The organism is Pyxidicoccus caerfyrddinensis, from assembly GCF_010894405.1.
GTDB lineage: Bacteria > Myxococcota > Myxococcia > Myxococcales > Myxococcaceae > Myxococcus > Myxococcus caerfyrddinensis.
The window spans coordinates 189854-214137 of the sequence record NZ_JAAIYA010000009.1 but is presented as its reverse complement, the minus strand read 5'-3'; the positions used below and the strand labels follow the sequence as shown (position 1 = coordinate 214137).

Sequence of the window (24284 nt, the reverse complement as noted above, 5' to 3'; positions counted from 1 at the left end):
ACGGTCAGCCGCAGCTGCCGCCGACGCAGTTGAAGCAGGCGCTGTCGCAGTCCGAGCCATGGCACAGCGAGATGCCGGAGCCGTGGCAGGTCGGGGACGAGACGTCATTCATCTCGTAGCTCACCTGGATGTCGCCGCAGGCAATCACCCGGTCGTCCGTGCCGCTGTTGTTCTCGACGGTGATGTAGTTGTCCAGGTACGTCGACCCGCTGGGCGGCGTGCCATTGTCCCAGCTCCCGTAGGCGACGAAGTCCTTCGCGGACGCCGGCGCGAGCGACAAGAGGCCCGTGTAGTAGTGGAGCATGCCGCCGACGCCCACCTGATACGTGTACACGTTCGCGCCCCGCTGGAACTTGAACACGACCGGGCCGTCGCCGGAGCAGTTGGCGACGCCGAAGTGCGCCCCGTGCCCCTTGTGGCTCATCACCGGACTGCCCTTGGTCGTGGTGCGCAGGCGGTAGAGCAGCGTCGAGCCCTCCACGATGTCGCACGACTTGAGGGCCGGGACGCAGGAGCCCTTGTCCTGGGCCCCGAGCGTGTAGTCGCAGCCACTGGTGCAGTAGGTGTCTCCGCCCGAGTACACGGCCTCGATGACAGCGAGGCCGGCCTGGCCGCAGGACGGGCTCCCGTAGACATTTCCCACCGCCGCGCGGAACGAGTCCGAGCAGCCGGCCGTGAGTGACGACGACGTCGACACGTCCACGAGCGGCAGCTTCGCGAGTGCTTCCTCGTTCTCCCGCTGGAGGCTCGCCCGCCGCGCGTCAGCGACCCTGAGCAACGCCTCCTCACGCCGCGCGAGCGCGGGAGGAAGCTCCATGCGGGGCGGGGCCACCGCGAGGAACACCTCGCCCGGAGTGTGCTTCTCGATGAACTCCGCCGCGACGAGCGGTCGGGTGGGTGGGGTCACCTCGATGGCGAGGTCCACGCCACCCTCGGCGTTCTCCAGCCAGGCGACGGAGTTGCCTCGCTCACCGGTGACGCGGGCGACTTCCACGGCGCGGACGGGCGTGGTGGCCACGAGAGGCGTGGACGTCGCCGCCCCGGCGGGGACGAGCGCCGCCAGCGAGAGCGCGGCGGCGAGGGACAGGTTCAGGGAACGGATGGAGACAGGCACGGAAGGAGCTCCGGAGGTTCAAGGGGCGTCGAGTCGCCCTCACTCCCGGAACGAACCTCGCTGCTCATTTCCCTCACCCGGATTGCACGATGATTCCGGCAGGGCTCACACGCTCAGGTGCCGCTGCTTCGTCATGCTCCAACACGCCGATACATGAGGTCGGTGCGCAGCGCGTACCTGCGGCCCCCGGTGACCTCCGCGCCTTCGCCCGGACTGCTTCACCCGCCCGCGTCAGGCCCCAGGTCTTCGAGCTGGCAGGTGTAGTCCCCCATCCGGTCCGCGTTGCCGCCGGCGGAGACGGCGATGGCGAAGCGCTGACCTCGAGGGGGAGTGAAGGTCAGGGCGCTCGGCTTGCCGGGCTCGAGGGACGCGGTTGCCAGGCCCATGTCGTTCGCGTCCCGCAGCTCGATGCCCCAGGGCTGGCCATCCGCGGCCAGCTCACACGCGAAGCGATACCGCGAGTCGGTGCTGGCCGGTGTGAAGCGGAAGGTGTCCGTGTCGACGGGCACCTCGATGCGTCCGTGGATGGGGGCCGAGGGGAGCTTCAGCTCGTCCGCGAACTCCGCCGTGTTCCTCCGGTCATCCGCGCCCATGTCTTCGAGCTGGTGGCTCCACGCCCCGACTCCGTCCCCGGAGACATTGAGGGAGAAGAAGAACGTTCCCGAGCTGAACGTGCGGACATAGGTGGGCCGGAGGCCATACTGCTGGAGGGCCTGGTACTCGTGGCCGACGTAGACCCGGCAGTCCAGCGGCGCCGGGCTCTGGCAGGTGGACTTGTAGTAGTGGCTGCCGAGGAGGTCGAACCGGATGACGTCGGCGTCCCACGGGTAGTCGAACCGCCCCGAGAGGGAAGTGCCCAGGGTGCCCGCGATGGAGCCCTGGGAATCATTGGAACGGTCGTCCGGACCGAGGTCCTCGAATGACCAGGTCACCGGGGCGCCCGCGCCGAAGTCCCGGGCCTTCAGCTCGATGTAGACCTTCTCCTGCCGCGGGTTCCAGAAGGTCGCGATGGCGGTGCCATCCGGGCCGCCACCGGAGATGGCCTGCAAGGCCTGCCCGTTGCCGTCATGGACCGTCACGATGCACGCGCTCATCGAGGACACGCAGGAGAAGCGGTAGGCGTTCGCGGCCTTGCCCTCGAACCAGAAGTACCCCCGGGCGAAGGTCGTGTCCTTCGGGTCATTGGGAATGGAGCGCTGCTGTGGGCCCATTGGCCCGGGAATGAGGACCGCGTTGGGGAAGACGAGGCGCACCGGCTCGGGAGTGGGCTCCTCGATGCAGCGGGGCTCGGAGCTGCCGTCTTCGCAGGCTGCTTCCGTGTCGTCTCCACAGCCCGCGAGCCCGAGCCCTGCGATGCACACCGCAACGACGGTTCCACGGTGGAGTTGCACGGCGAAATCCCCCTCCTGAGATGACGGACGCACTCTACCCGGAGCGCCGCCCTTCCAGCACCCGCGCTTCACCGCCCCGAGAGTGCCTCCGCGCGGGGCTTGCCTTCGGCCGACGCGGGCATGCCCATCTCCAGGAGCGCGGACAGCGTGGGCGCCACGTCCACCGGGTCTATCTCCTGGCGGTACAGGCCCGGCTTCACGCCCCGGCCCGCGAACACCACGGGCACCTGCACGTCGTAGGCGTACGGCGTGCCGTGGTTCGTCCCGCGCGGGTAGTCGCTCACCACGTGGAAGGGCTTCGACACGAAGAGGACATCCCCGCTGCGCAGCGGGTAGTAGCCGCGCCGCAACGGCGCCAGCAACCCCGTGACGTCCGGGGCCGTGTCCAGGTCGTCCCTCGCCACCGCCGTCACCGTGAAGGGCTGCTTCGCCAGCCACGCCGCCGCCGCGCGCCGCACCGCCACGCCATCCACCTGTCCCGACTCCAGGGCCTTGCCGCCCAGGTACACATCCAGCTCCATCATCTTCACCGTCACGTCGGCGCCGAACTTCGCACGCAGCTCTTCGGCCAGCCCCTTGGCCACCTCCACCGGGTGGATGCGCGCCGCGGGCACGCCCGCCTGGACCCAGGCCTCCGGAAGCTCCGCGCCCCCATGGTCCGCCGACAGCGCGATGACCAGGTTCGCCTTGCCTCCCGCCGCACGCTCGGCGGCGGTGATGAGCTCGCCCAGCGCCTGGTCCAACCGCAGCAGCGTGTCCTGCATCTCCCACGAGGTGGGGCCGAAGGCGTGGAAGACCGCGTCCGTGCCGCTGAAGCTCACCGCGAGCAGGTCCGGCACGTCGTCTTTGCCCAGGCCCTCGCCCTCCATCGCCGCCTTCGCCGCCTGCACCAGCAGGTCATGGGAGCGCGCCGACACGGCGAAGACGCGGTACGACGCGGGCCCCGGCGCCTTCAGCCCGCCGTGGAGCGCATGGGGGAACGTGCGGCCCATGTTGTAGGGGTTCGGCGGCTCCGCGGCGCGGTCGTCCTCGCCCGCGTACTCGGCGCGCGGACGCAGCAACTCCCACGTCTTGCCAAAGGCCGCGTCCGCCAGCTTGCGCGCGTTGAGCGCCTGCATCCACGCGGGCACCGCCTTCGCGTACCAGGTGCTCGTCACCAGCTTCCCCGTGGCCTCGTCGAACCACCACGCCTGTCCCTGCCGCCCGGCCAGCGGAATCGCCGCGCGCGCCTTGAACGACAGCGCCACCACCTTGCCCCGGCCCTGCGTGGACATGCGCAGCCGGTCCGCCAGCGTCTCCGCCATCAGATTCCCGGGGCTGGTGTCCGACGTCGGGGCAGTGACGCCGTCCAGGATGGGATACGCCGGGTCCGTATAGGCCTGCACGCTCTGGTCCGTGGCACGGTCATGGATGTCGTTGTCCACGATGCCGTGGCGCCACGGGTTCGCGCCGGTGGCCAGCGTGGCGTGGCCCGGCGCAGTACGGGCCTCCGCGTAGGCGTAGCGCGCGTAGGGGTAGAACGCCCCCGAGTCGAGCAACTTCCCCAGGCCGCCGGTCAGGCGCGGACGGTTGCGCAGGAGCAGGTCGCTGCCCAGCGCGTCCACGCTGATGAACAGGGTGAGCTTCGGAGCCCTGGCCGAGGCGGGCAGGGCGGACAGGACGAGGAGGGCGGCGAGAAGTCGTGACACGCCGGACAGCCTCTCCGGCCGGAGGGACCGAAGCAACCCGATTGCGTCTCCCGCCGCTGTCTTCGCTTCTAATAGTGGTTCTGGCTCATCCCCGTGGCGGTGGGGGACGAGGTCGCCGTGCTGGGAGCCGCGACGGGCGTGGCTGGCAGGGCCCCCGCGGTGGCCTGGCCGAACAGGCGCCGGATGTTGTCGCCGAAGAGGGTGAGCGTGAGCAGGCCAATCAACGCAACCAGCGAGAGCGCGGCCGTCACCGTCACGGCCGTACCCAGCAGCGTGGTCGCCTCCGCGCGCTGCTCGCGCCACACGCGCCGGCAGTCGCCTGTAACCACCGTCCCGTCCGCCCGGCGGTAGAGCCGGGCACAGACACTCCCACCGGGCTGGAGCAGCGCCTCCACTTCGGAGGTGCTCATCTCGCTCACGTTGTAGACATTGAGCTGGCACGCGCCGCAGTGCCGGACGCGCGCATCCCCGGTCATCTCGTCCCAGCGCATCTTGCAGGGGGTCGCGATGGTGAGCCGTTCAGTCAGGGTGCGTGTATCCATGGCCGACGACGGTACTTGCTTCGTGCTTCTGCGCGCATCGGTCATCCGTCCTACGGATGGATGACCGACCCGCCGGATCTGCCGGGGGCCCGGTGAACGACCCGGGCCCCCCTCGTCAAGGACTCAGAAGCTCTCTTTGTAGAGCTACTTCGGCGCTTCCTCGGCGCCATCCAGCTTCTCCTGGATGATGTCGATCTTCTTCTGGAGGTCGCTGTCCCTCTTGGCGAGGTCGATGATGCGCTTGTCGAGGAAGTTCATGCGCTCGGTGTCCGTCGAGGACTGCGAGGCCTCGGCCAGGAAGAGCTCCATCTCATCGTGGAGATTGGACTGTTGCTGCTTCAGGTCCGTGAGGCCCGACTCGAGGACGCGCTTGGCGTACGCGCCTTGCGGCTCGCTGAAGATGGGATTGGTGCCGGTGTAGCACTTGGCGATGAAGAGCACCTTGCCGACGGCGCTGTAGCCCGTCCTGGCGACGACCACGAGCGGAATCTTCAGCACGCTCTTGCCCGCGGAGATGACGGTCTTCACACCCGCCACCACCTTGGGAACGCCCCCGCCCAGGCCCACGGCGAGGGCCACCGGCGCCGCCGCGCTCGCGACCTCGCCGACGTTGTTGTGCTCCACCTTCCTGCCCTCGGTGCCTGTGGGGTCCACCAGGTCCAGCGGGCGGTTGCGGACGTAGCCGTAGAGGTTGCACTCCACGGGGCTCTCGCGGCACTTGTCCAGGTCCTCGAGGAACAGCGGGTCCGGCGTGGTGAAGCGGCTGATGCGGGCGTCATAGTCACGCGCCCCCATGCGCACGAAGCCGAGGTCGGCGTCGTAGGCCTTCTCCACGAAGTCCAGCGCGGCGGCGCTCGAGGGGTGCGTCCCCCGGTCTCCGAAGGGCGAGGCGAGGCGCTCCGTTCCATTCGCGTCCGCCATCACGGTGCCGCGGCGGTCGGTGGACAACAGCTGGAAGACGCCATTCTTCAGGACGCCCACCAGCTGCGCGTCCACGCGCACGGGCTGGGTGAGGCCCGTGGCGTCCAGGTAGGTGCCGTCCTTGAGGTACGCCGCGAGCGGCGCACCCGAGGCATCCCGCTTGAGGATGCGCTCACCGTCCTCGTCGTAGAGGAAGCTCCAGAGATTCGCGCCCTTCAGCGCGGTGGACACCTGGCCGTCGGGGCCGTAGGTGAGGGTGAGGTCGTCCCGGCTCACCGTGCGTCCCAGCCCGTCGAGCGTGTACGTCACGCCACCGGCGATGAGCGTGTTGCCGCCCAGGGTGACGGCGCGCGTGCCCGAGGCGTCGGTGATGCTGGTGGGCAGGCCCGTGGCGTCGAAGCCGTAGGCATACGCATGCTGCGCGTCCTGGGCGCTGGTGAGGAAGCCCTGCGCGGAATAGCCATACTGGCGCGCCAGCGTCGTGCCGCCGAAGTGGCTCACCTCGCTCCCCGTGAGGCCGCGGTTGTTCAGCTTCCAGGAGATGGAGGAGGTCCACGTCGGCGTCGTCTGGGCCAGGCTCGTGCGCTGACGCGTGAGCGCGTCATAGCCGAGCTCCACGAACGTCCCACCGCCGAAGTCCACCTTCGCCGTCTTCCCGAAGCCGTTGTACAGCACGCTCGCCCAGGGCTGTCCGTCGAGCGTCAACGCGCTCATGCGGCCATAGGCATCCCAGCTGGAGCCCAGCGAGGTGGTGGTGAGGAGGTTGCCGCCGCCATCCTTCACCCGCGTCACCTCCAGCTCCACCTCTCCACTCTCCGCGTAGGACAGGTCGGTCTCCACGGTGCGCCAGCCCGCGAGGCTGAGCGTCGTCTTGGAGAGGGTGCCGTTCGGGCGGTACTGCAGCCGCTTCGTGTAGCCCTCGCCGGAAGCCCCGGTGAGCAGCCCCGGCCAACTCGTGTCCGAGGGCTGGCCCGAGAAGGCGCCGTCGTAATAGAGCTGGTACGTCTTCACTCCGCCGCCCGCCGCCGTGTGGGTGAGGACGGTGCGCCGGCCCACGGCGTCGTACTGATAGCCCTCGCTGCGGACCAGCGTGTTGGACGGCGTGCGGAAGCGCTTCGCCGTGACGAGCCACGTGCCCGGCGCATACTCGAAGTCGATGTTCGCGATGCCGTCACGCTCCACACGCGAGACACGGCCATAGGCGTCGTAGGTCAGCCGATGACCCCGGAGGTCGGGCAGCGTCACTCCGCGCAGCCGGCCGAGGCAGTCGTAGGTGTAGAGCGAGGCCGCTCCGAGTTCGTCTTCGTGGCGGACCAGCCGCTTCGCCCCGTCCAGGAACTGCAGGCGCGTGTGCACCCCGTTCTCCTGGGACTGCACGCGAAGCAACCCGGAGGCGATGGACCAGGAGGTCGACACCGTCTGGTCGACGTCCGCGTGGTGGCGCAGCACCTTCTCCACGTCGAAGCCGAAGACCGCCGCGCGAGTGCTCTCCGTCTGCTCGACTCCGCTCAGCAGCGTGGCGTAGTCCAGCGTTGCCATGTCGGTGTTGGCCGGCAGGTTCGGGCGCATGTACTGGTACGTGTCGCGCAGCTGGCGGCTGCGGGCCGTCAGGCCGTCCACCACCCAGCCCTCGGGGATGAGGCGGGCCTTCGCCACGTTCTCCCCCGAAGCGGTGGAGTAGTCCTGCATGAAGCGCCGGGACTGGGTGCCCGCGTCCACCAGCGCCGTGGCCGCGATGCTGGCGGGACGCAGGGCCGTGGCGAAGCGGTACTCTAGCAACTCGTTGGGGTTCGACTCGCTCGCGGCACCGAGCGCATCCCAGCGCTTCGTCAGTCGCTCCAGGCCGTCGTAGCGGTAGCGCTCCGTGTGGGCGTTGACCCCGCGGCGCGTGGTCAGGGTGAGCAGCTGGTCATGCAGCGGACCGCGCTCGGTGGCTTCCACCACCACCCCATCCGGCTGGGTGATTCTGGAGAGCACCAGGCGGCCCGGGGCGTACTCGAACGAGGTCGTCCCCTGGCCCGGCACGCTCACGGTCTTCACGTTGGCGTCCGGCCAGTACGTCACCTCCTGGAGCTTCAGGGGCCCCTGCGGCCCGAGCGCCTCCACCTTCTCCACCTGCCCCGCCGCGTTGCGGGTGATGGTGCCCTGGTACGAGAAGTCGAACCCGGGCTGCGGGTGCGTCCCCGCGAAGGTCACCGCGGCCGGCAGGCAGTGCAGGTTCTTCACCAGGCCCGTCAGGCTGGCGCGCGTGGTGGTGGTGGTGAGGGTGCCCCACAGCGTGGTGCGGACCGTCTGCTGCGGGCACACCCCGTCATAGGCGAGCGTCTGCGTCGTCTCGCCCATCGTCACCGCAGGCCAGGTCGCGTCCTGGAAGCCCTTTCCCTCCAGCTTCAGCCGCTTGAAAGGGACGCCCTGGTACGTGGCGTCCTCGTACTGGCGGAAGGTGAGCTCCTTGACCAGGGGCGTGTTCGCGTCCGTGCGCGTCTCCGACAGCATCAACCCCGCGAAGTCGTCCCCGTTGAGGAAGTTGACCGCGTGGCTCTCCTGCGGCGCGCTGCGCACCACGCTGTCGAAGCCGACGAGGAAGCCGCCCTGCGAGTGGTAGTTCGCGCCGTGGTACTGGTAGCCGTAGGTGACGGTGTCGTAGCCGGAGGAGCTGGACGTGAGCGAGGCCAGCACGGGCTGGCGGAAGCGCGCGCCCGGGGCCGCCGGGAGGCGGGTGTACGTGAAGCCCAGCACGGTCCCCTTGCCGTCGTCCGCGGAGGCGAGCAGGCCCGTCTCCGGTCCGTCCAGCGAGGTGCTGTAGGCATCCGAGCCCTTCGTCACGGTGAGGCTGGTGTTGCCGCTGCCCGCGAAGTCGCCCTGCGCGAGCGCGCTGGTCGTGCCGTTGAAGAAGGTCAGCGCCGGGACGGTGACTTCCCGGAACGCGCTGCCGTCATTGACGAAGAGGAGCGCGACGCCCGTCTTCGACAGCAGCACGTCCGAGAGGCCGTCGCGATTCACGTCGACGAACATCGCCGAGTAGGTGCTGAGCTGCGCGAGGCTGGCGCCGTTCTTCGTCAGCACCGGGAACAGCTTGCTGGCCGCGGAGTCGAAGGTGAAGGCGCCGGTGCCCGGCCAGACATGCAGGCCATTGGCGAGCCGCGCGACGATGTCCGGGATGCTGTCGCCGTTCATGTCCTGCACCCACGTCGTGGTCGCCGACACGCTCGGGGTGAGGGTGCCGTTGATGGGCGCGCCGAAGCTGACGGCCGGCGGCGCGCCGCTGGTGTTGGGCCGCACCTGGAAGCCGCCGGCGAAGACGCGGATGAGGTCCGGCTGCTGGTCCCGGTCCAGGTCCACGAAGCGCGTGTGCGGGCCGAGCTGCCAGGCACCCGTGAGGGACTGCTGTGAGACGAGCGTGCCCGCGCGGTCGCAGACCTTGAACTCCGTGGACGAGCCGCCGGGATTGCGGATGGACACCACCTCCGCCTTGAGCTGGTTGGGCCGCAGCCGTGTGAGCAGGCGCGGCTCGTTGCTCGCGCTCGCCGTGGGGCGGCAGACCGTCTGGGTGGCCGCGGTGGGCGGCGGGAGCACCTCGGCGCGGAAGCCCGTGTCCTCCTGGACGTAGAGCGTCTGGGCCTGCGCGTGCTCGAAGTCGAGCCGGCCGTCCTCGTCCTCGTCCAGCAGCGCGGCGCGCCAGGGCTGGATGGCGTCCTGGCCCGCGCTCGCCAGCGTCGCGTCCAGCTTCGTCACGCGGGTGAAGGCGGCGGTGCCGAGCGCGTCATTGGACTTGTAGTAGGTGTAGTGGGCCGTCGGCGCCGTCGTCAGGGCGGGCGCCGTGCCGTAGGTGTGGTCCACCTGGGTGAGGTAGAAGGCCACGCCCTCGGCGGGCTCCTCGTAGGCGAGCTGGTACTGCCAGCGGGCCTCGAAGAGGCCGGTGACCGCGTTCTTCGCCTTCACCGCCACGGTGGACACCCGCCGGTCCAGCCGCAGCTTCTTGCTCGAGCGGAAGTCGTCGATGGGCCTGGCCAGCGTCGCGTAGCCGAGGTCCACCTGGTACTGGAAGTCGTTGCCCGTGCCTCCGTACTGCACCGTCTTCACGAAGAGCCGGCCCGTGGAGTTGGCCTCATAGGTGAAGCGCGTCTTGCGTCCGGTGGCGCTCACCACCTCGCGCAGGTACCACGCATAGGTGCCCTTCGCGGTGGTCACCTGGTCGCTGAAGCTCCAGACGCTGCCGTCGGGGAGATACGCGGTGAGGCCCGTGGCTGACTCCTCCACGCGCACCGCGGGGTTCATCTCCGCCGCGTACCAGGCGCCGTCACTCCCGAGGGTGAGGCGACCCCAGGGGCTGGAGCGCTCGTCAGTCGCGTAGTCCAGGTCTCCGCGCACGCGCCAGCGGCGGATCTCCAGGCGCGTCTGCCAGCCATGGCCCCACTCGGACAGCCCCGCGTCCGACGAGTAGGTGGGAAAGGGTGTCGCGAGCAGCTCTCCGCGGTCGGAAGGCGCGGAGAACGCAGAGGCGAGCGCGAAGCCGCCGCGCGCCACGTCCGCCGCGCCGAAGGCCGTCTGGGAATACGTCCCGATGAGCGAGCCGCGCTGGGGGGCGATGAGCTGCGGAGGTTGAATCTTCGCGTCCGTGAAACCCGCGGGTTGCGCGAGCGCGAGGGGTGAAATGAACAAGGCGGTACCGCCGAGCAGCCGCCCGAGCAGCGATTGCAATCGCATGATGGATGTTCCTGATGGGTGATGGGTTGAGACGAGTCGATAGGAACTACTGACAGGCCGGGACGCCCGAGACGGAGCTGGCGAGCTCGAGCGCATCCACCTTCATCGTGATGACCAGCGCGGAGGCCTCGGCGAACAGATTGGGGTTCGCGTTGCCCAGGTCGATGGTGAAGGTGCCGAAGGGAGACAGGCCGTTGCCGGCGATGGTCGCGAAGGGCTGGTTGAGGTCCTGCCCGAAGAGCGTCAGCACGTTGGCGTCGTAGCCGAACAGCATGTGCGGCGCCCCGAAGAGGAAGTCCTGGTTGAGCATCACGTACTGCTTGAGACCTCCCACCGCGGGGTAGGTGAGCACGTCTTCCCACCGCACCGGCACCGTCAGACCAATCTGCGAGTCCGCCTCATTGGTGCTGCTGTAGGGACGGAGGACCTGCACACCCAGGTTCTTGATGACGGGCATGTGGTGGTTGCAGAGCAGCACGCCGCCCTCGCCGCCCGCGCTGTAGAGGTCCTGCGGGGTGAGGGTGATTCGCACCTCGCCCGAGCCCTGGAGGATGCTGTTCCACACGGCCTCGGAGCGCTCGACGCTGGCGCTGCGCCACTGGCTCCCCGTGTTGAAGGCGGGGTTGGGGAAGGTGAAGGCGAGCGCGAGCTCCTTGGGGAGCTTGTCGCTGATGCGGGCCTGGGCCAGCTGGGTCTCGATGGTGGTGACGGCCGCGAGCGCCTTGGTGCAGAGCACCGCGAAGTCGTCGGACCAGTCCGCCTGGACGAGGGCCTCCATGTTCGCATGCACCTTGAGCGGCGCGAGCGAGCTGGGGTGGCGCAGGTCCATCGTCGGATAGAGGTACTCGGTGACGAGGCTCGTCAGCGCGCGTGCCTTCTCGCGCAGCTCCTCGCCGTCCAGGTTGCGCAGCCGCCACAGCGGGAGCAGCCGCAGCAGGCGGGCCTTGTCCGCGCCCACGGTGAGGTCATCCGCCAGCACCTTGATGTCGAGCAGCTGCAGGTCGATGGCGCGCACCACCGTCTTGATCTGCACCAGGCGCTCCAGACGGGCGAGCTCCTTGGAGACGAAGGTGGTGAACAGCGAGTGGAACGCCTCGGGCAGCTGGTTGGCCACGCACCCCGGACACAGGGCCGTGTACTCGGACAGCAGGCGGGACTGGGCCTGGGCGCGCAGGGCCTCGAGCTCGCTGCTCGTCACCCGGCCCTGGTCGACGAAGGCGGGAGTCTGCGCGCGCACCTCGGTCATCACCGTGGCCATGGCGTTGCCCAGGGCCTTGGCGGCGACGCCCGTGGGCATCAGCCGCAGGGCCGTCACCGTGAGCTGGTGCGAGGTGTCATCCGCGCAGGCGCTCATGTCGTTGACCATGAGGTAGTAGTCGGCGTTGGCCTTCACCACGACGGAGGTGCGAGGCTCCTGCAGCACCATGACCTCGCGGATGCCCGCCAGGTTCGTGGTGCCCGGGCTCATTGCCACCAGCAGCAGGCTGCCCACCGGCGCGTTGGGGAAGGGCGTGTTCGGCAGGCGCAGGCCCACGGCGAAGTTCGCGGACGTCCGGTCCTCGGAGCCGTTCTGCTCGGACGTCGACTGCTCGGTACCCTCGCTGGTGGTGTTGCACGTCTCCGCCATGGCGTAGGCGCTCGTCCCGTTGCCGAAGTAGCTGAACCCCGCCTCGGCCTTGACGCCCGCGCAGGCCCGGTCGTCGGTGGATTCCTTGTGGAAGGCCGAGGTGCTGGAGCTGTGCGTGGTGTAGCTGTTGTTGCTGAAGCTGACCAGGTAGCCGCCGGGGCCCGTCAGGGCCGCAGTGCCACTGGCGCCCACGCTCGTCGGGGTGCCGTTGTGCGGGTTGGGCAGCATCGCGCTGGAGACCGCGCAGCTCGGTGCGTAGTCTCCGAACACCTCGAAGTTGAGCAGCTCGCCGCGCAGCGCGGAGACGCTGAAGGGCGGGGGCCCGCCCACCTGGTCGAGCGCCGTGTGCACGCCGAGCGTGGCGATGTTGAACGTCGCTCCCGGGGACCAGCGCGCTTCCGCGGCGCTGACGTTGAGCGTCTGCAGCGGTCCGCGCTGGATGTCGGTGCCCAGGTTCGCGGACTCGTTCTCCAGGGTGGTGCTGAAGGCCCCCGCGAAGTCGCTGAACTGCGCCTCCTGGCTGGCCAGGTTGTCCTCCAGGCCGACGAGGTCCGCGTGGAGCGCGTAGAACTCCGTCAGCTTGCGGTCGAGCGAGGTCCGCGCGGTCTTCTGGTTGCCCGCGTTGGCCACCTCGCCCATCACCTCGGTGATGAGGGCGGTGCGGTTCTGGGTGTACTCATTCAGCGCCGTGTTGAGCGCGCTCTTGCGCGTGGTCACCACGTCGTTGATGAAGTTGGACTTGTACTCCTCGATGCCCGTCTTCAGCGTGTCGCGAGCGGTGCTGACGAAGAACCCCGACTTGGCGTAGCTGTCCGCGTAGGCGTCCGCCTTCTCGACCATCTGTGCCCAGCGGACCATGGGGGCGGGCGCGCCGGCGGGCCCCGCCTCGAGCAGCTCCGGCGTGTACACGGCAGCGCCCGTGGTCAGCTTCACCGCCTCGGTGAAGGTGGCGTGGTTGACGCGCAGCAGGTCGAACACGGTCACCCACTCGGCGTGGTGGTCGAAGCCGGACGTGCTCAGCTTGTTCGCGCTCGCCACCGCCGTCTGGAGCTTCGCGGCCTGGGGAACGGCACCGAAGAGCGCCCACAGTTCGGCCGTCTCGGTGTCCACCGTGCCGCCCGCGCAGCCCTTGAAGCGGCAGCCCAGGTCGTGCAGGTAGCTGAAGTCCTCCATGCGGTCGAAGAGGCCGCTGAACCCATCCCCCAGCAGCATCAGCAGGGGCGGGCCGCTCATCGCGGGCGTGCCCGTCAGGGTCGCCGTGAGCACCGTCTGGTCCACCAGCAGGCCGGCGTTGAGGGGCTTTGCATGCAGGGGCAGCCCGTTCACGTTCAGCAGCGCGTTCTCGTAGGCGACCTTCCAGAAGATTCCGAACGTCTCGCTGAGCTGCTTCATCAGCACCGGGCTGTTGAGCGCGGTGGGGAAGAGCTGGGCCTGCTGCGTGGCGTACCAGTCGCTGATGGACTTCAGATGCGTGCGCACGTCGTCCGGGTGGGGGACCTTGCGCTGGAGCGTGTCACCGGGGACGTCCTGACGGCGGATGTCCGAGAGCGTGCGCTCGTACAGCTTCAGCCACATGACGTGGTACTTGTCGCGGTACTGCTCGCCCTGGCAGGAGGAGCCGGAGGGCACCGCCGCCACCTGCGAGGCCAGCCCCACGCAGTATGCCATCTGCGAGCGGGCGGAGGCGCCGGGCACGTGCGCCGACGACAGTCGCGTGCAGACGTCCATCGCCGCGTTGAGGGGGGCCAGGTTCGTCCCGCAGCGGGAGACGGTGGGGGGCACGAAGGGCGCGCTGCAGCTCGAGTTCGCCGCCGGGTCGGACTGGTACAGGCCACGCACGAACAGCACCTGGGCGGGCGTCATGTGGTGGCCGTGCAGCTCGAAGAGCAGCTTCAGGCGGGACACGACCTCGGTGCGCAGCTGCGCGCCTCCGGCTTCGGCGGGAAGCCCCGCGGCCAGGCCCTGCACCAGGCATTCGTACTTGGCGGTGACCTGCGTCTGCCCGCTCTGGGCGTTGAGCACGAGCTGGTCACACGTGCGGCACATGGGCTGCTGCACGTAGAGGGGATTGGTCTCGAAGTTCTTCGGGAGCATCGCCCCCCATTTGGTGACCGCGGCCTGCTTCACGGTGCCCAGCGTGGTGCCGGCCGCGGCGAACAGGGGGTTCGCGTTGCAGGCCGAGACGACATCGTCGCCGAAGCTGTTGTTGCGGCACGTCGGGTAGATGGGCTTGGAAGGGTCGTCGCACGAGTACGAGCTCGTGGCGGCGCCGCACGTGGCATCCGCCTTGAGGTTGTACGTGGGCCAGTTGCTCAGCGTGTACGAGCAGGAGCTGGACGACGTGGTGGACTCGCTGTTCGAGCTGTGGGTCAAGATGCTGACGAGGTTGCGGTCCGCCGTCGGCAGGGTGTCCTTCTTCGCCTGGGCCGCGGCGAGGCACTTGGGCTCGCAGTTGTAGCGGGTGACAGTGGTGCAGAGCTCGATGTCAGGCGTCGTCGGCTTCGGGCGGCACTCCTCCGTCGTGTAGGCGGCGCAGGAGGTCACGGTCTGCGAGAACGCCTTCGTCGCCCGGCTCTCGACGCCGAACGCGGGGAGCCGGCACGTGGGGTAGATGTAGCAGGTCTTCTGCTGGAAGCCCGTGCTCGCGCCGCAGGCGCTGGTGCTCCCCGACTTGTTGCAGTCGAGCCCGTACTGCCACGGCACCGCGCACACGTTGGAGAGGTCTCCGGCGGACTCCCACGCCAGCCCCGTCTCGTCACAGGCGCCGAGCGTGGCCTGCTCGGCCGACGCGAGCGCGTCCTCGGCCAGCGCTTCTTCCTCGGGAATTCCACCGCATGCGGTCAGCGCACACAGGACCGCGAGACACCACAGATTCAGACGACACATCGAGCAGACTCCTCCCGTGGAGCGCACGCTTGCGCGTGGCTCCCGGGCTCCGCGCCCGCAGGGGCGCTTCAGGCTGGAATGGCGGTGGCCGCCCCGAGAAATGGAGCGGGGTCCAGACTGAACGGTGCGGAGTCCACATCTTCCCGGTCCGGCCGGAGATTCATGCCGGCCGGTTTTCCCAAGGAGTGAGGAAGAGGAAGACGTGGCGCTCAGGGGCCGCCAACGCTCTGGAGCACCCGGCGCTGGTGATAGGCATTGCGCAGGAAGAGCGCGGTGTCGATGAACAGCAGCATCGCGCCATGCAGCACCAGGGACGTGCCGGCGCCCGCGAGCGTTTCGCTGCTCCGCCGCGATGCCCGGAGCGCGAGGGCCCCGGCCAGCACCGCTCCCACGTCGGAGGCGATGCCCGCGCTCAGCAGGCGCAGCATCCGTGCTCCACGTTGGATGCTGTACTGGGTTCCCAGGGTCGCCGGGGCCTGGACCTCCAGGGCCGCGCGGCTCGCCACCGAGGTGCCGAGGATGAACAGGTGCACGCCCACGCTCGTCACGTGAAAGGCGCGAGCGCGCGCACGCCTCGCCCGGAGCGCTTCGAAGGCACCCACCGCCACGCTCAGCAGGCACGTCGTGGCGAGTCCGTCCACCGCCATGCGGTCCTCGCGCAGGCGCTCGACGTTGATGGCTCGAAGTTCTGGCGAAGGTGTCTCGGTGAGCCCCGTGGGAGACTTGAGCAGCGACCACGTTCTCGACGGCGGGGGCCAGTAGAAGGAGAGCATTCGCGGTCACCGGAAGCGGGTCATCTCCAAGCCAATGACCACGGCGCCGGGCCCCGGCACCTGTCCTGGTGGCTGGGCTCCGACCTCCCGCCATTCGCTCGCATGGCGGGACGGGGCTCCGGGCGTTGGTCCCTCCGTGGCCCGTGGCGAGCGTCCCACGAGGCGCACGGCCGCTCGCTCTCCATGCACCCGGGGAGGGGGCCCCAGCCGGGAGCGCCGGTGGACACCACCTTCACGGGACAGGTCCGGGCACACGCGGTGCCCGCGTCGGGAGGAGGGTCGATGCGCGTACACGACCGTGACGTGGAGATTGGTGTCGCCGGGCGACTGTTGGGAGGACAGCTCTCCGTGCCCGAGCGCTCCTCGGGCCTCGTGGTGCTCGCCACGGATGGCGCCGGCCAGGACGGCCGCCGGAGCAGCCACGTCACCCGCATCCTCCACGCCTCGGGGCTGGCCACGCTGAAGCTGGGGCTCCGCACGGCCGATGAGGAAATGGCCGAGGAGTGGACGCTGCGCGAGGGCTCCAACGTGGAGCTCGTCGCCCACCGGCTGGAGGTCGCCCGCGACTGGCTCCAGCGTGATGACTCGCTGTCATTGCTGCCCGTGGGCTATCTCGGCTCGGGCCTGGGCTCCGCCGCCGCGCTCGTGGCCGCCGCGCACCAGCCTCGCGGTGTCCAGGCCGTCGTCACCTTCGGGGGGCGGCCCGACATGGCCGGCGAGCTCCTCCACGACGTGCGCGCCCCCACGCTGCTCCTCGCCGCGGGCGACGACGCGGACCGTGTCTCGCTCAACCGCCGCGTGTTCGACGCGCTGAAGGGGCGCAAGGCCCTGCGGTTCGTGGAGGGCGCCACCCGGGGCTTCCCCGAGGACGCCCCGCTCGTCGCGGCCGCGCGTTTGGCCTCGGCCTGGTTCTCCGACTGCTTCCGCGCCGCCGCCGGGCCCGGAGTCCTGGAATGGACGGGTGAGCCCTCCGCCCCATGAGTCCCCTGCGGCGCCAGCTCCAGTCCTTCCTCCACATCGAGCCCGCCCGGCCCGCCATCGGCGCGGGGCTGCGCGCCGCGCTCGCCGTCGGTGTCCCCATGGCGGTGGCCGCCACGCTGCACCTGCCCGCGGCCACGTGGGTGGGCCTGGCGGGCCTCTTCGTCACCCTCGTCGACCGGGGCGGGCCCTACCGCGACAGGGCGCTGGCGATGGGGGCCATGACGCTGCTGGGCGCGGGGGTGGGGCTCGTCTCCGCCGCGCACCTTCCGGCCTGGGCCGCCGTCGCGCTCACGCTGGGCTGGGTGTCGGCGTGTGGCTTTGCTCGCTCTTACGGCGACACGCCCGGCTTCCTGGGCGTGGTGCTCGCCAATTACTCCGTGGTGTCGCTGTCGCTCCCCGCGCACGACTTCTCCGATGCGCTGGCCCGCTCCGGCCTCTTCATGGTGGGCGGCGTGTGGGCCATGCTGCTCTCTCTGCTGTTGTGGCCCCTGCGCCCGTACCGGCCCGCGCGTCTGTCTATCGCCCGCTGCTACGACGTGCTCGCGGAGCGCGCGGACGAGGTGGGGCGCTGGCCCCTGGAAGGCCCGGCGGCCACCGCGCTCACGGTGCCCGCGGTGCCGTGGGAGCCGCGCATCCGCCAGTCCCTGGAGACCGCCAGCTCCGTCCTCGCCGCCACGCGGCGCAGCCGGGTGGGGGAGAGCGGGCGGGGTGAGCACCTGCTCGTGCTGCGCGAGGGTGCAGACGCGCTGGTGCCGCTGCTCGTCGCCCTGACGGAGACGCTGGAGATGGCGCCGCGCGAGCCCCGCTACCTGGCCCTGCGCGCCGAGGTGCAGCGCGCCCTGGCGGAGCTGGCCACCGGCCTGCGGCGCGTCTCCCTGGCCCTGGAGAAGGGCGAGGACGTGCACGCGCGAAAGGCCTGTGGGCCGGAGCGGGTGCGCCATGCCCTGGAGATGCTCGAGGCCGAGGCGCCGCTCCCCGAGCCGGCCCGCGCCGCCTACGCCCACACGCACGCGCTGCTGTGCCGCCTGCACGAGTACACCGTGGCGGTCCTCGACGTGGCCGCGAGACTGGAGGACGGGAAGCCGGTGCCGGAGGCGCTCCCGCTGGGGCCCCGCTCCGAGGCGGCTCCCTCACCCTCGCTGCTGGAGCCCCTGCGGGAGAATCTCAACCCGGGCTCGGTCATCTTCCGCCACGCGCTGCGGCTGGGCGTCTCCGCGGCGCTCGCCACCGCGCTCGTGCGGGGGCTGGGGCTGGACCACGGCTACTGGGTCATCATCACCGTCATCATCGTCCTCCAGCCGTACTCGGGGCTCACGCTCCAGCGCAGCCTGCAGCGCGTGGCGGGCACCCTGCTGGGCGCGGCCCTGGCGGCGGGGCTCGTCGCGCTGGTGAAGGACCCGGTGGTCATCCTGGTGGCCATCATGGTGCTGTTCGCCGTCGCGATGAGCGTGCAGCCCCTCAGCCTGCCCGCGTTCCAGGTGCTGCTCACGCCCGCCATCGTGCTGCTCTCCGAGCTCCAGTCCGGCGACTGGGACCTGGCCGGGGTGCGCATCGTCAACACGCTGCTGGGGGGCGTGCTCGCGCTCGTCTGCGCGCGGCTGTTGTGGCCCAGTCCGGAGCACCTGCGCTTCCCCGAGCAGGTGGCCACCGCGCTGCGCGCGGACCGCGACTACCTGTGCCAGGTGGCCGCCGCGCGCTCCGACGCCGAGCCCGCCGTGCGCGAGGCCCGGCGGCGCATGGGCCTGGCGCTGCTCTCCGCGGAGGCGTCGTTCCAGCGGGTGCTCTCCGAGTGGAAGGGGCCCGCGCAGCAGCTCGAGCCCGTCATGGCCCTGCTCACCTACGCGCGGCGCCTGACGTCGGCGGTGACGGCGCTGTCCACCGGCGGGCGCGGGCCCGGCGCCCCGGACCTGGAGCCCGTGGCGCGCTACACCACCGCCGTGCTGGACGAGGTGGCCTCGGCGGTGGAGCAGCGCCGGGCCCCGGCGCCGCTGCCTCCGGAAGCCCCGCCCCTGGAGGGGGACGCGCTGTCCCGCACCCAGGGGGAGCGGCTGGTCCGCCAGCTCTCCGTGCTGCACCACGCGGCGCAGCGCCTGCCGCCGGCGCTGCTCACGTGAGCCGCTTCAGATGCGGTCGATGCGCGCCACCAGCCGGCGCAGGTCCTCGTTGACGCTGGCGAACTGGGTCATGCCCTGCTCGTCCTGGAGCTGCTTGCGCAGGGCCGGCAGCGCCCCGTCGCGCACCTTCGCCGCGGCGTCCTTCGAGTCCTCCAGCAGCCAGCCCACCGCGAGGATGAGCGCCATGCGCGACTCGGCGTTGCGCTCGCCCAGCCGCGCGGCCAGGGCCGCCGCGTGGTCGGCCGAGCCGGAGCGGCCCACCTCCAGCGCCGCGCGCTCCAGCATCAGCGGGTCCGCCTTGTCCAGGCGCTGCGCCCAGCAGCCCACGTTGCCCGTGCACGCCTGCGCCGCCTCCAGCAGCTTCGTGTAGCGGGCCAGTTGGTCCGCGCGCTTCTTGCCCAGCGCGGCCGGGTTGTCGCAGCCCTCCTCGCCCGTCTTCTTGCAGTCGGCCGTGGTGCGCGCCGGCTCGGCGGCGATGAGCTTCTGCAGCAGCGGCAAATCACGCCCGTCACCCAGCATGGCCAGGCCGCGTACCGCGATTTCGCGCGTGTCGAAGTCACCCGTGCCCGCGGCCTTCTCCAGCGCCGGCAGCGCGTCACGCCCGCCCAGCCGCGTGAGGGCGCGCACGTAGGCGTCGCGCACCGTGGGGTCCGTCTCCATCAGCATGGCCGACAGCGGCTTCACCGCATCCGCCGCGCGCATGCGCGCCAGCGCGTCCGCGGCCTGCATCCGCACCAGCGCTTGAATCTGCGCGTCCGAGTGCGTGAAGGACAGCTGCTTCATCAGCGCCCCCACCGCGCGCTTCTCGCGCAGGTCGCCCAGCACCGTCGCCGCCTTCATCGGGTAGCTGGCGGGGTTGACGCCGTTGGACTGCGCCCACTTCAGCAGCTCCGCGTCCCGACCCTCCAGGGCGGGCAGCAGCGCGTCCGCGGCGGGCTGGCCCAGCTGGAACAGCGCGAAGGAGCTCTCCACGTAGAAGGACTTGCCCTTGCGCTCCTTGGTCAGCATCCGCACCAGCGCCGGCGCCGCGCGCGGGTCGCCGATGTTGCCCAGCGCTTCAATGGCCTTCTTGTTGAGGAAGGGCTCCACGGTTTCGTCGGTGGCCAGCGCGATGAGCGGCTCCACGGCCTCCTTCGCCTTCATCGCCCCCAGCACCTGCACGGCCTCGATGCGCGTGTAGTTGTCCTTGGCGCGCAGCAGCGGCACCAGCGCGGGGACCGCGCGCACGTCGCCAATGGCGCCCAGCGTCGTCACCATGGCCTTGTTGGCGAGCTGCGAGGACATGTCCGCGGCGGCGGGGTCCAGCGCCGCCTTCAGCGGCTCCACCGAGTCGGTGGACTTCAGGTCGCCCAGGGCCCGCGCCAGCGCCGCCCGCACCTCGGGCTTCTTCTCGCTCGCGAGGTGCTCGTGCAGCATGGGCAGGAAGGCCTCATTCATCTTCCCCGACGAGCGCAGCGCCTCCACCATGCGGATGCGGTCTTCCGGACGCCGCGACTGCTGGATGTTCGACCCCCAGTACTCCGGAGTTGCCGGGTCGCCCTTACAACCTCCAAGCGTGAGGAACGAGAGCGCGACACACAACGCGGCGAGGGAGCGGAACATGCGGTCTCCTTTGCGTCTGCGGGTTTGTCCTGTCTTCCGTGTAAACCTCCTGGCACGAAGGAAGCAAACCACCCAGGTCTCCTGGGGTACGCTGGTCAACGACATGGCCGACGAACCCCAGAAGTCGACGCGCCCCACGTACGCCCGCCGGACGTACATCCTCGACCGCGAGTTCCAGCTCAAGTACATCACCCTGCTGGCCGGCATTGGCGCGGGGAGCATCCTCGTCTTCGGGTTGTTGGCGCACCGCATCCACGTGTCCGCCGTCGCCTCGGGCCTGGACGGCGGCGAGTCGCTGCTGTGGCTCACGGGGCTGGGGACGGTGGGCACGGCCGTGGCGCTGGGGCTGTTCGGCCTGCTCTTCACCCACCGGGTCGCCGGACCGGTGCACGTGATGAGCCTCTACGTGGCGGCGCTCGCCGCGGGGCGCTATCCCCGGCTGCGGCCCCTGCGCAAGGGCGACGAGTTGAAGCGCTTCTTCGAGCGCTTCACCGAGGCGTTCGACCGCATCCGCCAGCGCGAGGCGGAAGAGGCGCACGCCCTGGAGTCCGCGCTGGACGCCCTCAAGGGTACGGCCACCACCCCGGAGGCCCGTGCGGCGCTGGACACGCTGACCGCCCTACACACCCGCAAGCGTCAGGCGGTGGACAATCCCACCGGGGGCACCTTCAAGTCCGTGGCCTGAGTCGCCGGCCCAGGAGAAGCGCAATCGCTATGAGCCGACCCCGCATCATCTTCATGGGCACGCCGGAGTTCGCCGTGTCGTCGCTCGCCGCCTGCTTCGAGCTGGGCGACGTGGTGGCCGTCGTCACCCAGCCGGACAAGCCCAAGGGCCGCGGCAACACGCTGTCCGCGCCGCCGGTGAAGGAGCTGGCCCTGTCGCGCGGCGTGCCCGTGCTGCAGCCGGTGAAGCTGCGCACGCCGCCGTTCGCCGAGGAGCTGCGCAAGTTCAACCCGGACATCTGCGTCGTCACCGCGTACGGGCGCATCCTTCCCAAGGACATCCTGGAGCTGCCGCCCAAGGGCTGCGTCAACGTCCACGCCTCGCTGCTGCCGCGCTTCCGGGGCGCCGCGCCGATTCAATGGGCCATTGCCCACGGTGACACGGAGACGGGCGTGTCGCTGATGGTGATGGACGAGGGCCTGGACACCGGGCCGGTGCTGGCGATGAAGCGGCTGCCGATTCCAGCGGACGAGACGAGCGCCTCGCTGCACGTGAAGCTGGCGGCGCTCGGGGGCGAGGTGCTGCGCGAGTTCCTGCCGAAGTATCTCAGCGGGGAGCTGAAGCCCGTGCCGCAGCCGTCCGAGGGCATGGTGCTGGCGCCCATCATCGACAAGGACCAGGGCCGCCTGGACTTCACGAAGCCGGCGGTGGAGCTGGAGCGGCGCCTGCGCGCCTTCACCCCGTGGCCCGGCGCCTTCACGACGCTGGGCGGCAAGCTGCTCAAGATTCACAAGGTCCGGGCGGCCGGCAGCACGGGCGCGCCCGGCGCGGTGCTCGCGGCCAACGTGGACGGCATCGAGGTGGCATGCGGCGAGGGCTCGCTCGTGCTGCTGGAGCTCCAGCCGGAGGGCAAGCGGGTGATGAGCGCGGCGGACTTCCTGTCGGGACACAAGCTGGCGCCGGGCACCTTTCCCTTCAGCGCGAGCTAGCGAGGCACAGCGGTGTTGAACGTGAACAAGGGCAAGCGGGGATGGGCATGAGACTGCTGGTGCTGCACGGGCCGAACCTGAATCTCCTCGGCGTGCGCGAGGGTACGTCCGGAGGACGGCTGTCGGACCTGGACGCCGCGCTGAAGGCGCGAGCGAAGGAGTTGGAGCTGGAGCTGAAGGTGGTCCAGTCCAACCACGAGGGCGTGTTGCTGGACACGCTCGCCGCCGAGCGCGAGGAGGTGGACGGCATCCTCATCAACCCCGCCGGCCTCTTCGGCTCGTACGCGCTGAAGGAAGGGCTGGAGGCGGTGGGCGTGCCCGCGATTGAAGTCCTGTTGCGTCCGCCGGCCCGCGAGTCCGTGGTGGGCGAGGCGTGCGTCCTCCAGGTGCACGGCACGCAGGGCGGCTTCGAGCCGTACCTGCAGGCGCTGGAGACCTTCTCCAGCGGCGTCTTCACGCCGGGGCAGGAGGGGCCGAAGAAGACGCTCGGAAGGAAGAAGGACGAGGCGCCCTCGAAGGCCGCGTCCGCGGCGAAGCCCGTGCCGATGTCGCTGGTGAAGTCCGTGGGGTCGACCGCGAAGTCACTGGCCCGCGCCGCGGAGGCCGGCGGTTCCACGAAGACGCTGGGCCGCAAGCTGGCCCCCGCGAAGGAGGAGGCCGAGGAGTCCCGCCCGGGGAAGACGCTGGGACGAGGCTCGAAGTCCTCCACGCCCGCGTCGGACCTGCTCACGCGGGCGCTGGTGCGGCAGAAGATTTCCGACCGGCTGGCGGGGAAGCTCACCCCGGCCGAGCTGGCCGCCTGGGCGCGCACGCAGTACCAGGCCGTGCAGCGCGGCGCTCCCGCCGAGAGCGGGCACCGCGAGTTGCTGGAGGAGAGCCTCCAGAGCCTCACCCTCTCCACGTTGCCCGCGTCGCGGCTCTCGGATGAGCAGCTCGTGGACCTACTGACCCGGTTGGACGAAGGATGAACGCGCGCGCACTGGCCATCAACGTCCTCTCGCGCGTGCGCGCGACGGACGCGTACCTCAACGTGGTGCTGGACACGCTGCTGTCCGAGTCCCCGCCGAAGGACCCGCGCGACGCCGCGCTCGTCACCGAGCTGGCCTACGGCAGCACTCGCCGGCAGCTCGCGCTGGACTACGCCATCACCCGCTTCGCCGACCGCAAGCTGGACGCGCTGGAGGACAAGGTGCTGGCGGCGCTGCGCATCGGCGCCTATCAAATCTTCCACACCCGCGTGCCCGCGCGCGCCGCGGTGGCGGAGACGGTGCAGGCCCTCAAGGAAGTGGGCCTCGCGCGCGCGACGGGCTTCACCAACGCAATCCTGCGCAAGCTGGCGGAGCTGCCGGGGCCGCCGCTGCCTCCGGCGTCGGACGTGGTGGAGCACCTGTCCGTGCGCGAGAGCCACCCGCGCTGGCTGGTGGAGCGCTGGATGCGCCAGTTCGGCCGCGAGCGCGCCGAGGCCATGCTGGTGGCGAACAACCAGTCCCCCGCGGTGGTGGTGCGCGCCAACACCGCGAAGGTGACGCGCGACGCGCTGCTCGCCCAGTTCCAGGAAGCGGGCGTGGACGCGAAGGCCACCACGGTGTCGCCGGTGGGCATCATCCTGCCGCCGGTGGGCCGCATTGAAGACCTGTACGGCTACGCGGAGGGGCTCTGGCAGGTGCAGGACGAGGCCGCCCAGCTCGTCGGCGTCTACGGCGCGATTCCGGAGTCCGCGCGCGTGCTGGACGCGTGCGCCGCGCCGGGCGGAAAGGCCTGCCACCTGGCGCAGGAGCACGAGGTGGTGGCGGTGGACCTCCACGCGAACAAGCTCCGCAAGATTGACGCCGAGGCGAAGCGCCTGGGCCTCTCCGGACGGCTGAAGGCGTACGCGCACGACGCGGCGGAGCCCTTCCCTCAAGAGTGGGGCGAGTTCCACGCCGTCCTCGTGGACGCGCCGTGCTCCGGGCTGGGCACGCTGCGCCGCCACCCGGAGCTGCGCTACCGCCGCAAGGAGGAGGACCTCTCGCGGCTGGCCACGCTGCAGCGGCGCATCCTGGAGAACTGCCAGGAGGCGGTGCCCGGCGGGGGCCTGCTGGTGTACGCGGTGTGCACCGTGGAGGCGCAGGAGGCGCAGGACCAGGTGGAGATGTTCCTGCGCAGCCACCCGGAGTGGACGGCGGAGCCGCCGGTGCTGCCCGGGCTCAAGCTGCCGCTGATGCAGGCGTACCTGCGCACGCTGCCGGGACCGGAGGGCTTCGACGGGTTCTTCGCCGCGCGCCTCCGGAAGCTCTACTGAGGCG

The 24284-nt window shown here is 70.5% G+C and carries 14 protein-coding genes; 6 read left to right on the top strand and 8 right to left on the bottom strand.

The window, feature by feature from the left end; genetic code table 11:
• Window positions 1-4: 4 nt before the first annotated feature.
• The 7 genes from G4D86_RS23090 to G4D86_RS23060 form a co-directional block, all read right to left on the bottom strand.
• Window positions 5-1114, bottom strand: a complete 1110-nt coding sequence (locus tag G4D86_RS23090; protein ID WP_163996157.1) for a hypothetical protein — start codon at window positions 1112-1114, stop codon at window positions 5-7.
• Window positions 1115-1332: 218 nt separating this feature from the next.
• Complete coding sequence (locus G4D86_RS23085; protein WP_163996156.1) at window positions 1333-2505, bottom strand: hypothetical protein; 1173 nt, start codon at window positions 2503-2505, stop codon at window positions 1333-1335.
• Window positions 2506-2573: 68 nt separating this feature from the next.
• Window positions 2574-4193, bottom strand: coding sequence for an alkaline phosphatase family protein (locus G4D86_RS23080; RefSeq protein ID WP_163996155.1), 1620 nt, complete (start codon window positions 4191-4193; stop codon window positions 2574-2576).
• Between the two features lie 68 nt (window positions 4194-4261).
• Entirely contained in the window at window positions 4262-4735 is a 474-nt protein-coding gene (locus G4D86_RS23075) for a hypothetical protein (protein WP_205519694.1), read from the bottom strand.
• A 144-nt stretch (window positions 4736-4879) separates the two neighbouring features.
• Window positions 4880-10363 carry an RHS repeat-associated core domain-containing protein gene (locus G4D86_RS23070; RefSeq protein ID WP_163996153.1) on the bottom strand — a complete coding sequence of 1828 codons (5484 nt, stop codon included), beginning with the start codon at window positions 10361-10363 and terminating at the stop codon, window positions 4880-4882.
• A gap of 46 nt (window positions 10364-10409) precedes the next feature.
• On the bottom strand, window positions 10410-14876 hold the full coding sequence (locus G4D86_RS23065; protein ID WP_163996152.1) for a hypothetical protein: 4467 nt from the start codon (window positions 14874-14876) through the stop codon (window positions 10410-10412).
• Between the two features lie 209 nt (window positions 14877-15085).
• The gene (locus G4D86_RS23060) at window positions 15086-15649 is read right to left on the bottom strand and encodes a DUF6992 family protein (protein ID WP_163996151.1); all 564 of its coding nucleotides are present in this window, start codon (window positions 15647-15649) and stop codon (window positions 15086-15088) included.
• 282 nt (window positions 15650-15931) lie between these two features.
• On the opposite strand from G4D86_RS23060, the gene G4D86_RS23055 reads away from it, so the two are divergent.
• Together G4D86_RS23055 and G4D86_RS23050 are read left to right on the top strand one after the other, a co-directional pair.
• Complete coding sequence (locus G4D86_RS23055) at window positions 15932-16630, top strand: dienelactone hydrolase family protein (RefSeq protein ID WP_163996150.1); 699 nt, start codon at window positions 15932-15934, stop codon at window positions 16628-16630.
• Entirely contained in the window at window positions 16627-18744 is a 2118-nt protein-coding gene (locus G4D86_RS23050) for an FUSC family protein (RefSeq protein WP_240360423.1), read from the top strand. Before G4D86_RS23055 ends, G4D86_RS23050 begins: the two co-directional genes overlap by 4 nt.
• 6 nt (window positions 18745-18750) lie before the next feature.
• On the opposite strand, the gene G4D86_RS23045 is transcribed toward G4D86_RS23050, so the two are convergent.
• Complete coding sequence (locus G4D86_RS23045) at window positions 18751-20346, bottom strand: HEAT repeat domain-containing protein (RefSeq protein WP_163996149.1); 1596 nt, start codon at window positions 20344-20346, stop codon at window positions 18751-18753.
• A gap of 103 nt (window positions 20347-20449) precedes the next feature.
• On the opposite strand from G4D86_RS23045, the gene G4D86_RS23040 reads away from it, so the two are divergent.
• From G4D86_RS23040 to rsmB, 4 genes are read left to right on the top strand one after another with little or no spacing between them, the layout of a single operon-like run.
• Entirely contained in the window at window positions 20450-21031 is a 582-nt protein-coding gene (locus G4D86_RS23040; protein ID WP_205519693.1) for a signal protein, read from the top strand.
• Window positions 21032-21060: 29 nt separating this feature from the next.
• Window positions 21061-21999 carry a methionyl-tRNA formyltransferase gene (fmt, locus tag G4D86_RS23035; RefSeq protein ID WP_163996147.1) on the top strand — a complete coding sequence of 313 codons (939 nt, stop codon included), beginning with the start codon at window positions 21061-21063 and terminating at the stop codon, window positions 21997-21999.
• Window positions 22000-22046: 47 nt separating this feature from the next.
• On the top strand, window positions 22047-22967 hold the full coding sequence (locus G4D86_RS23030; RefSeq protein WP_163996146.1) for a type II 3-dehydroquinate dehydratase: 921 nt from the start codon (window positions 22047-22049) through the stop codon (window positions 22965-22967).
• Complete coding sequence (rsmB, locus tag G4D86_RS23025; protein WP_163996145.1) at window positions 22964-24280, top strand: 16S rRNA (cytosine(967)-C(5))-methyltransferase RsmB; 1317 nt, start codon at window positions 22964-22966, stop codon at window positions 24278-24280. Before G4D86_RS23030 ends, rsmB begins: the two co-directional genes overlap by 4 nt.
• Window positions 24281-24284: the final 4 nt, after the last annotated feature.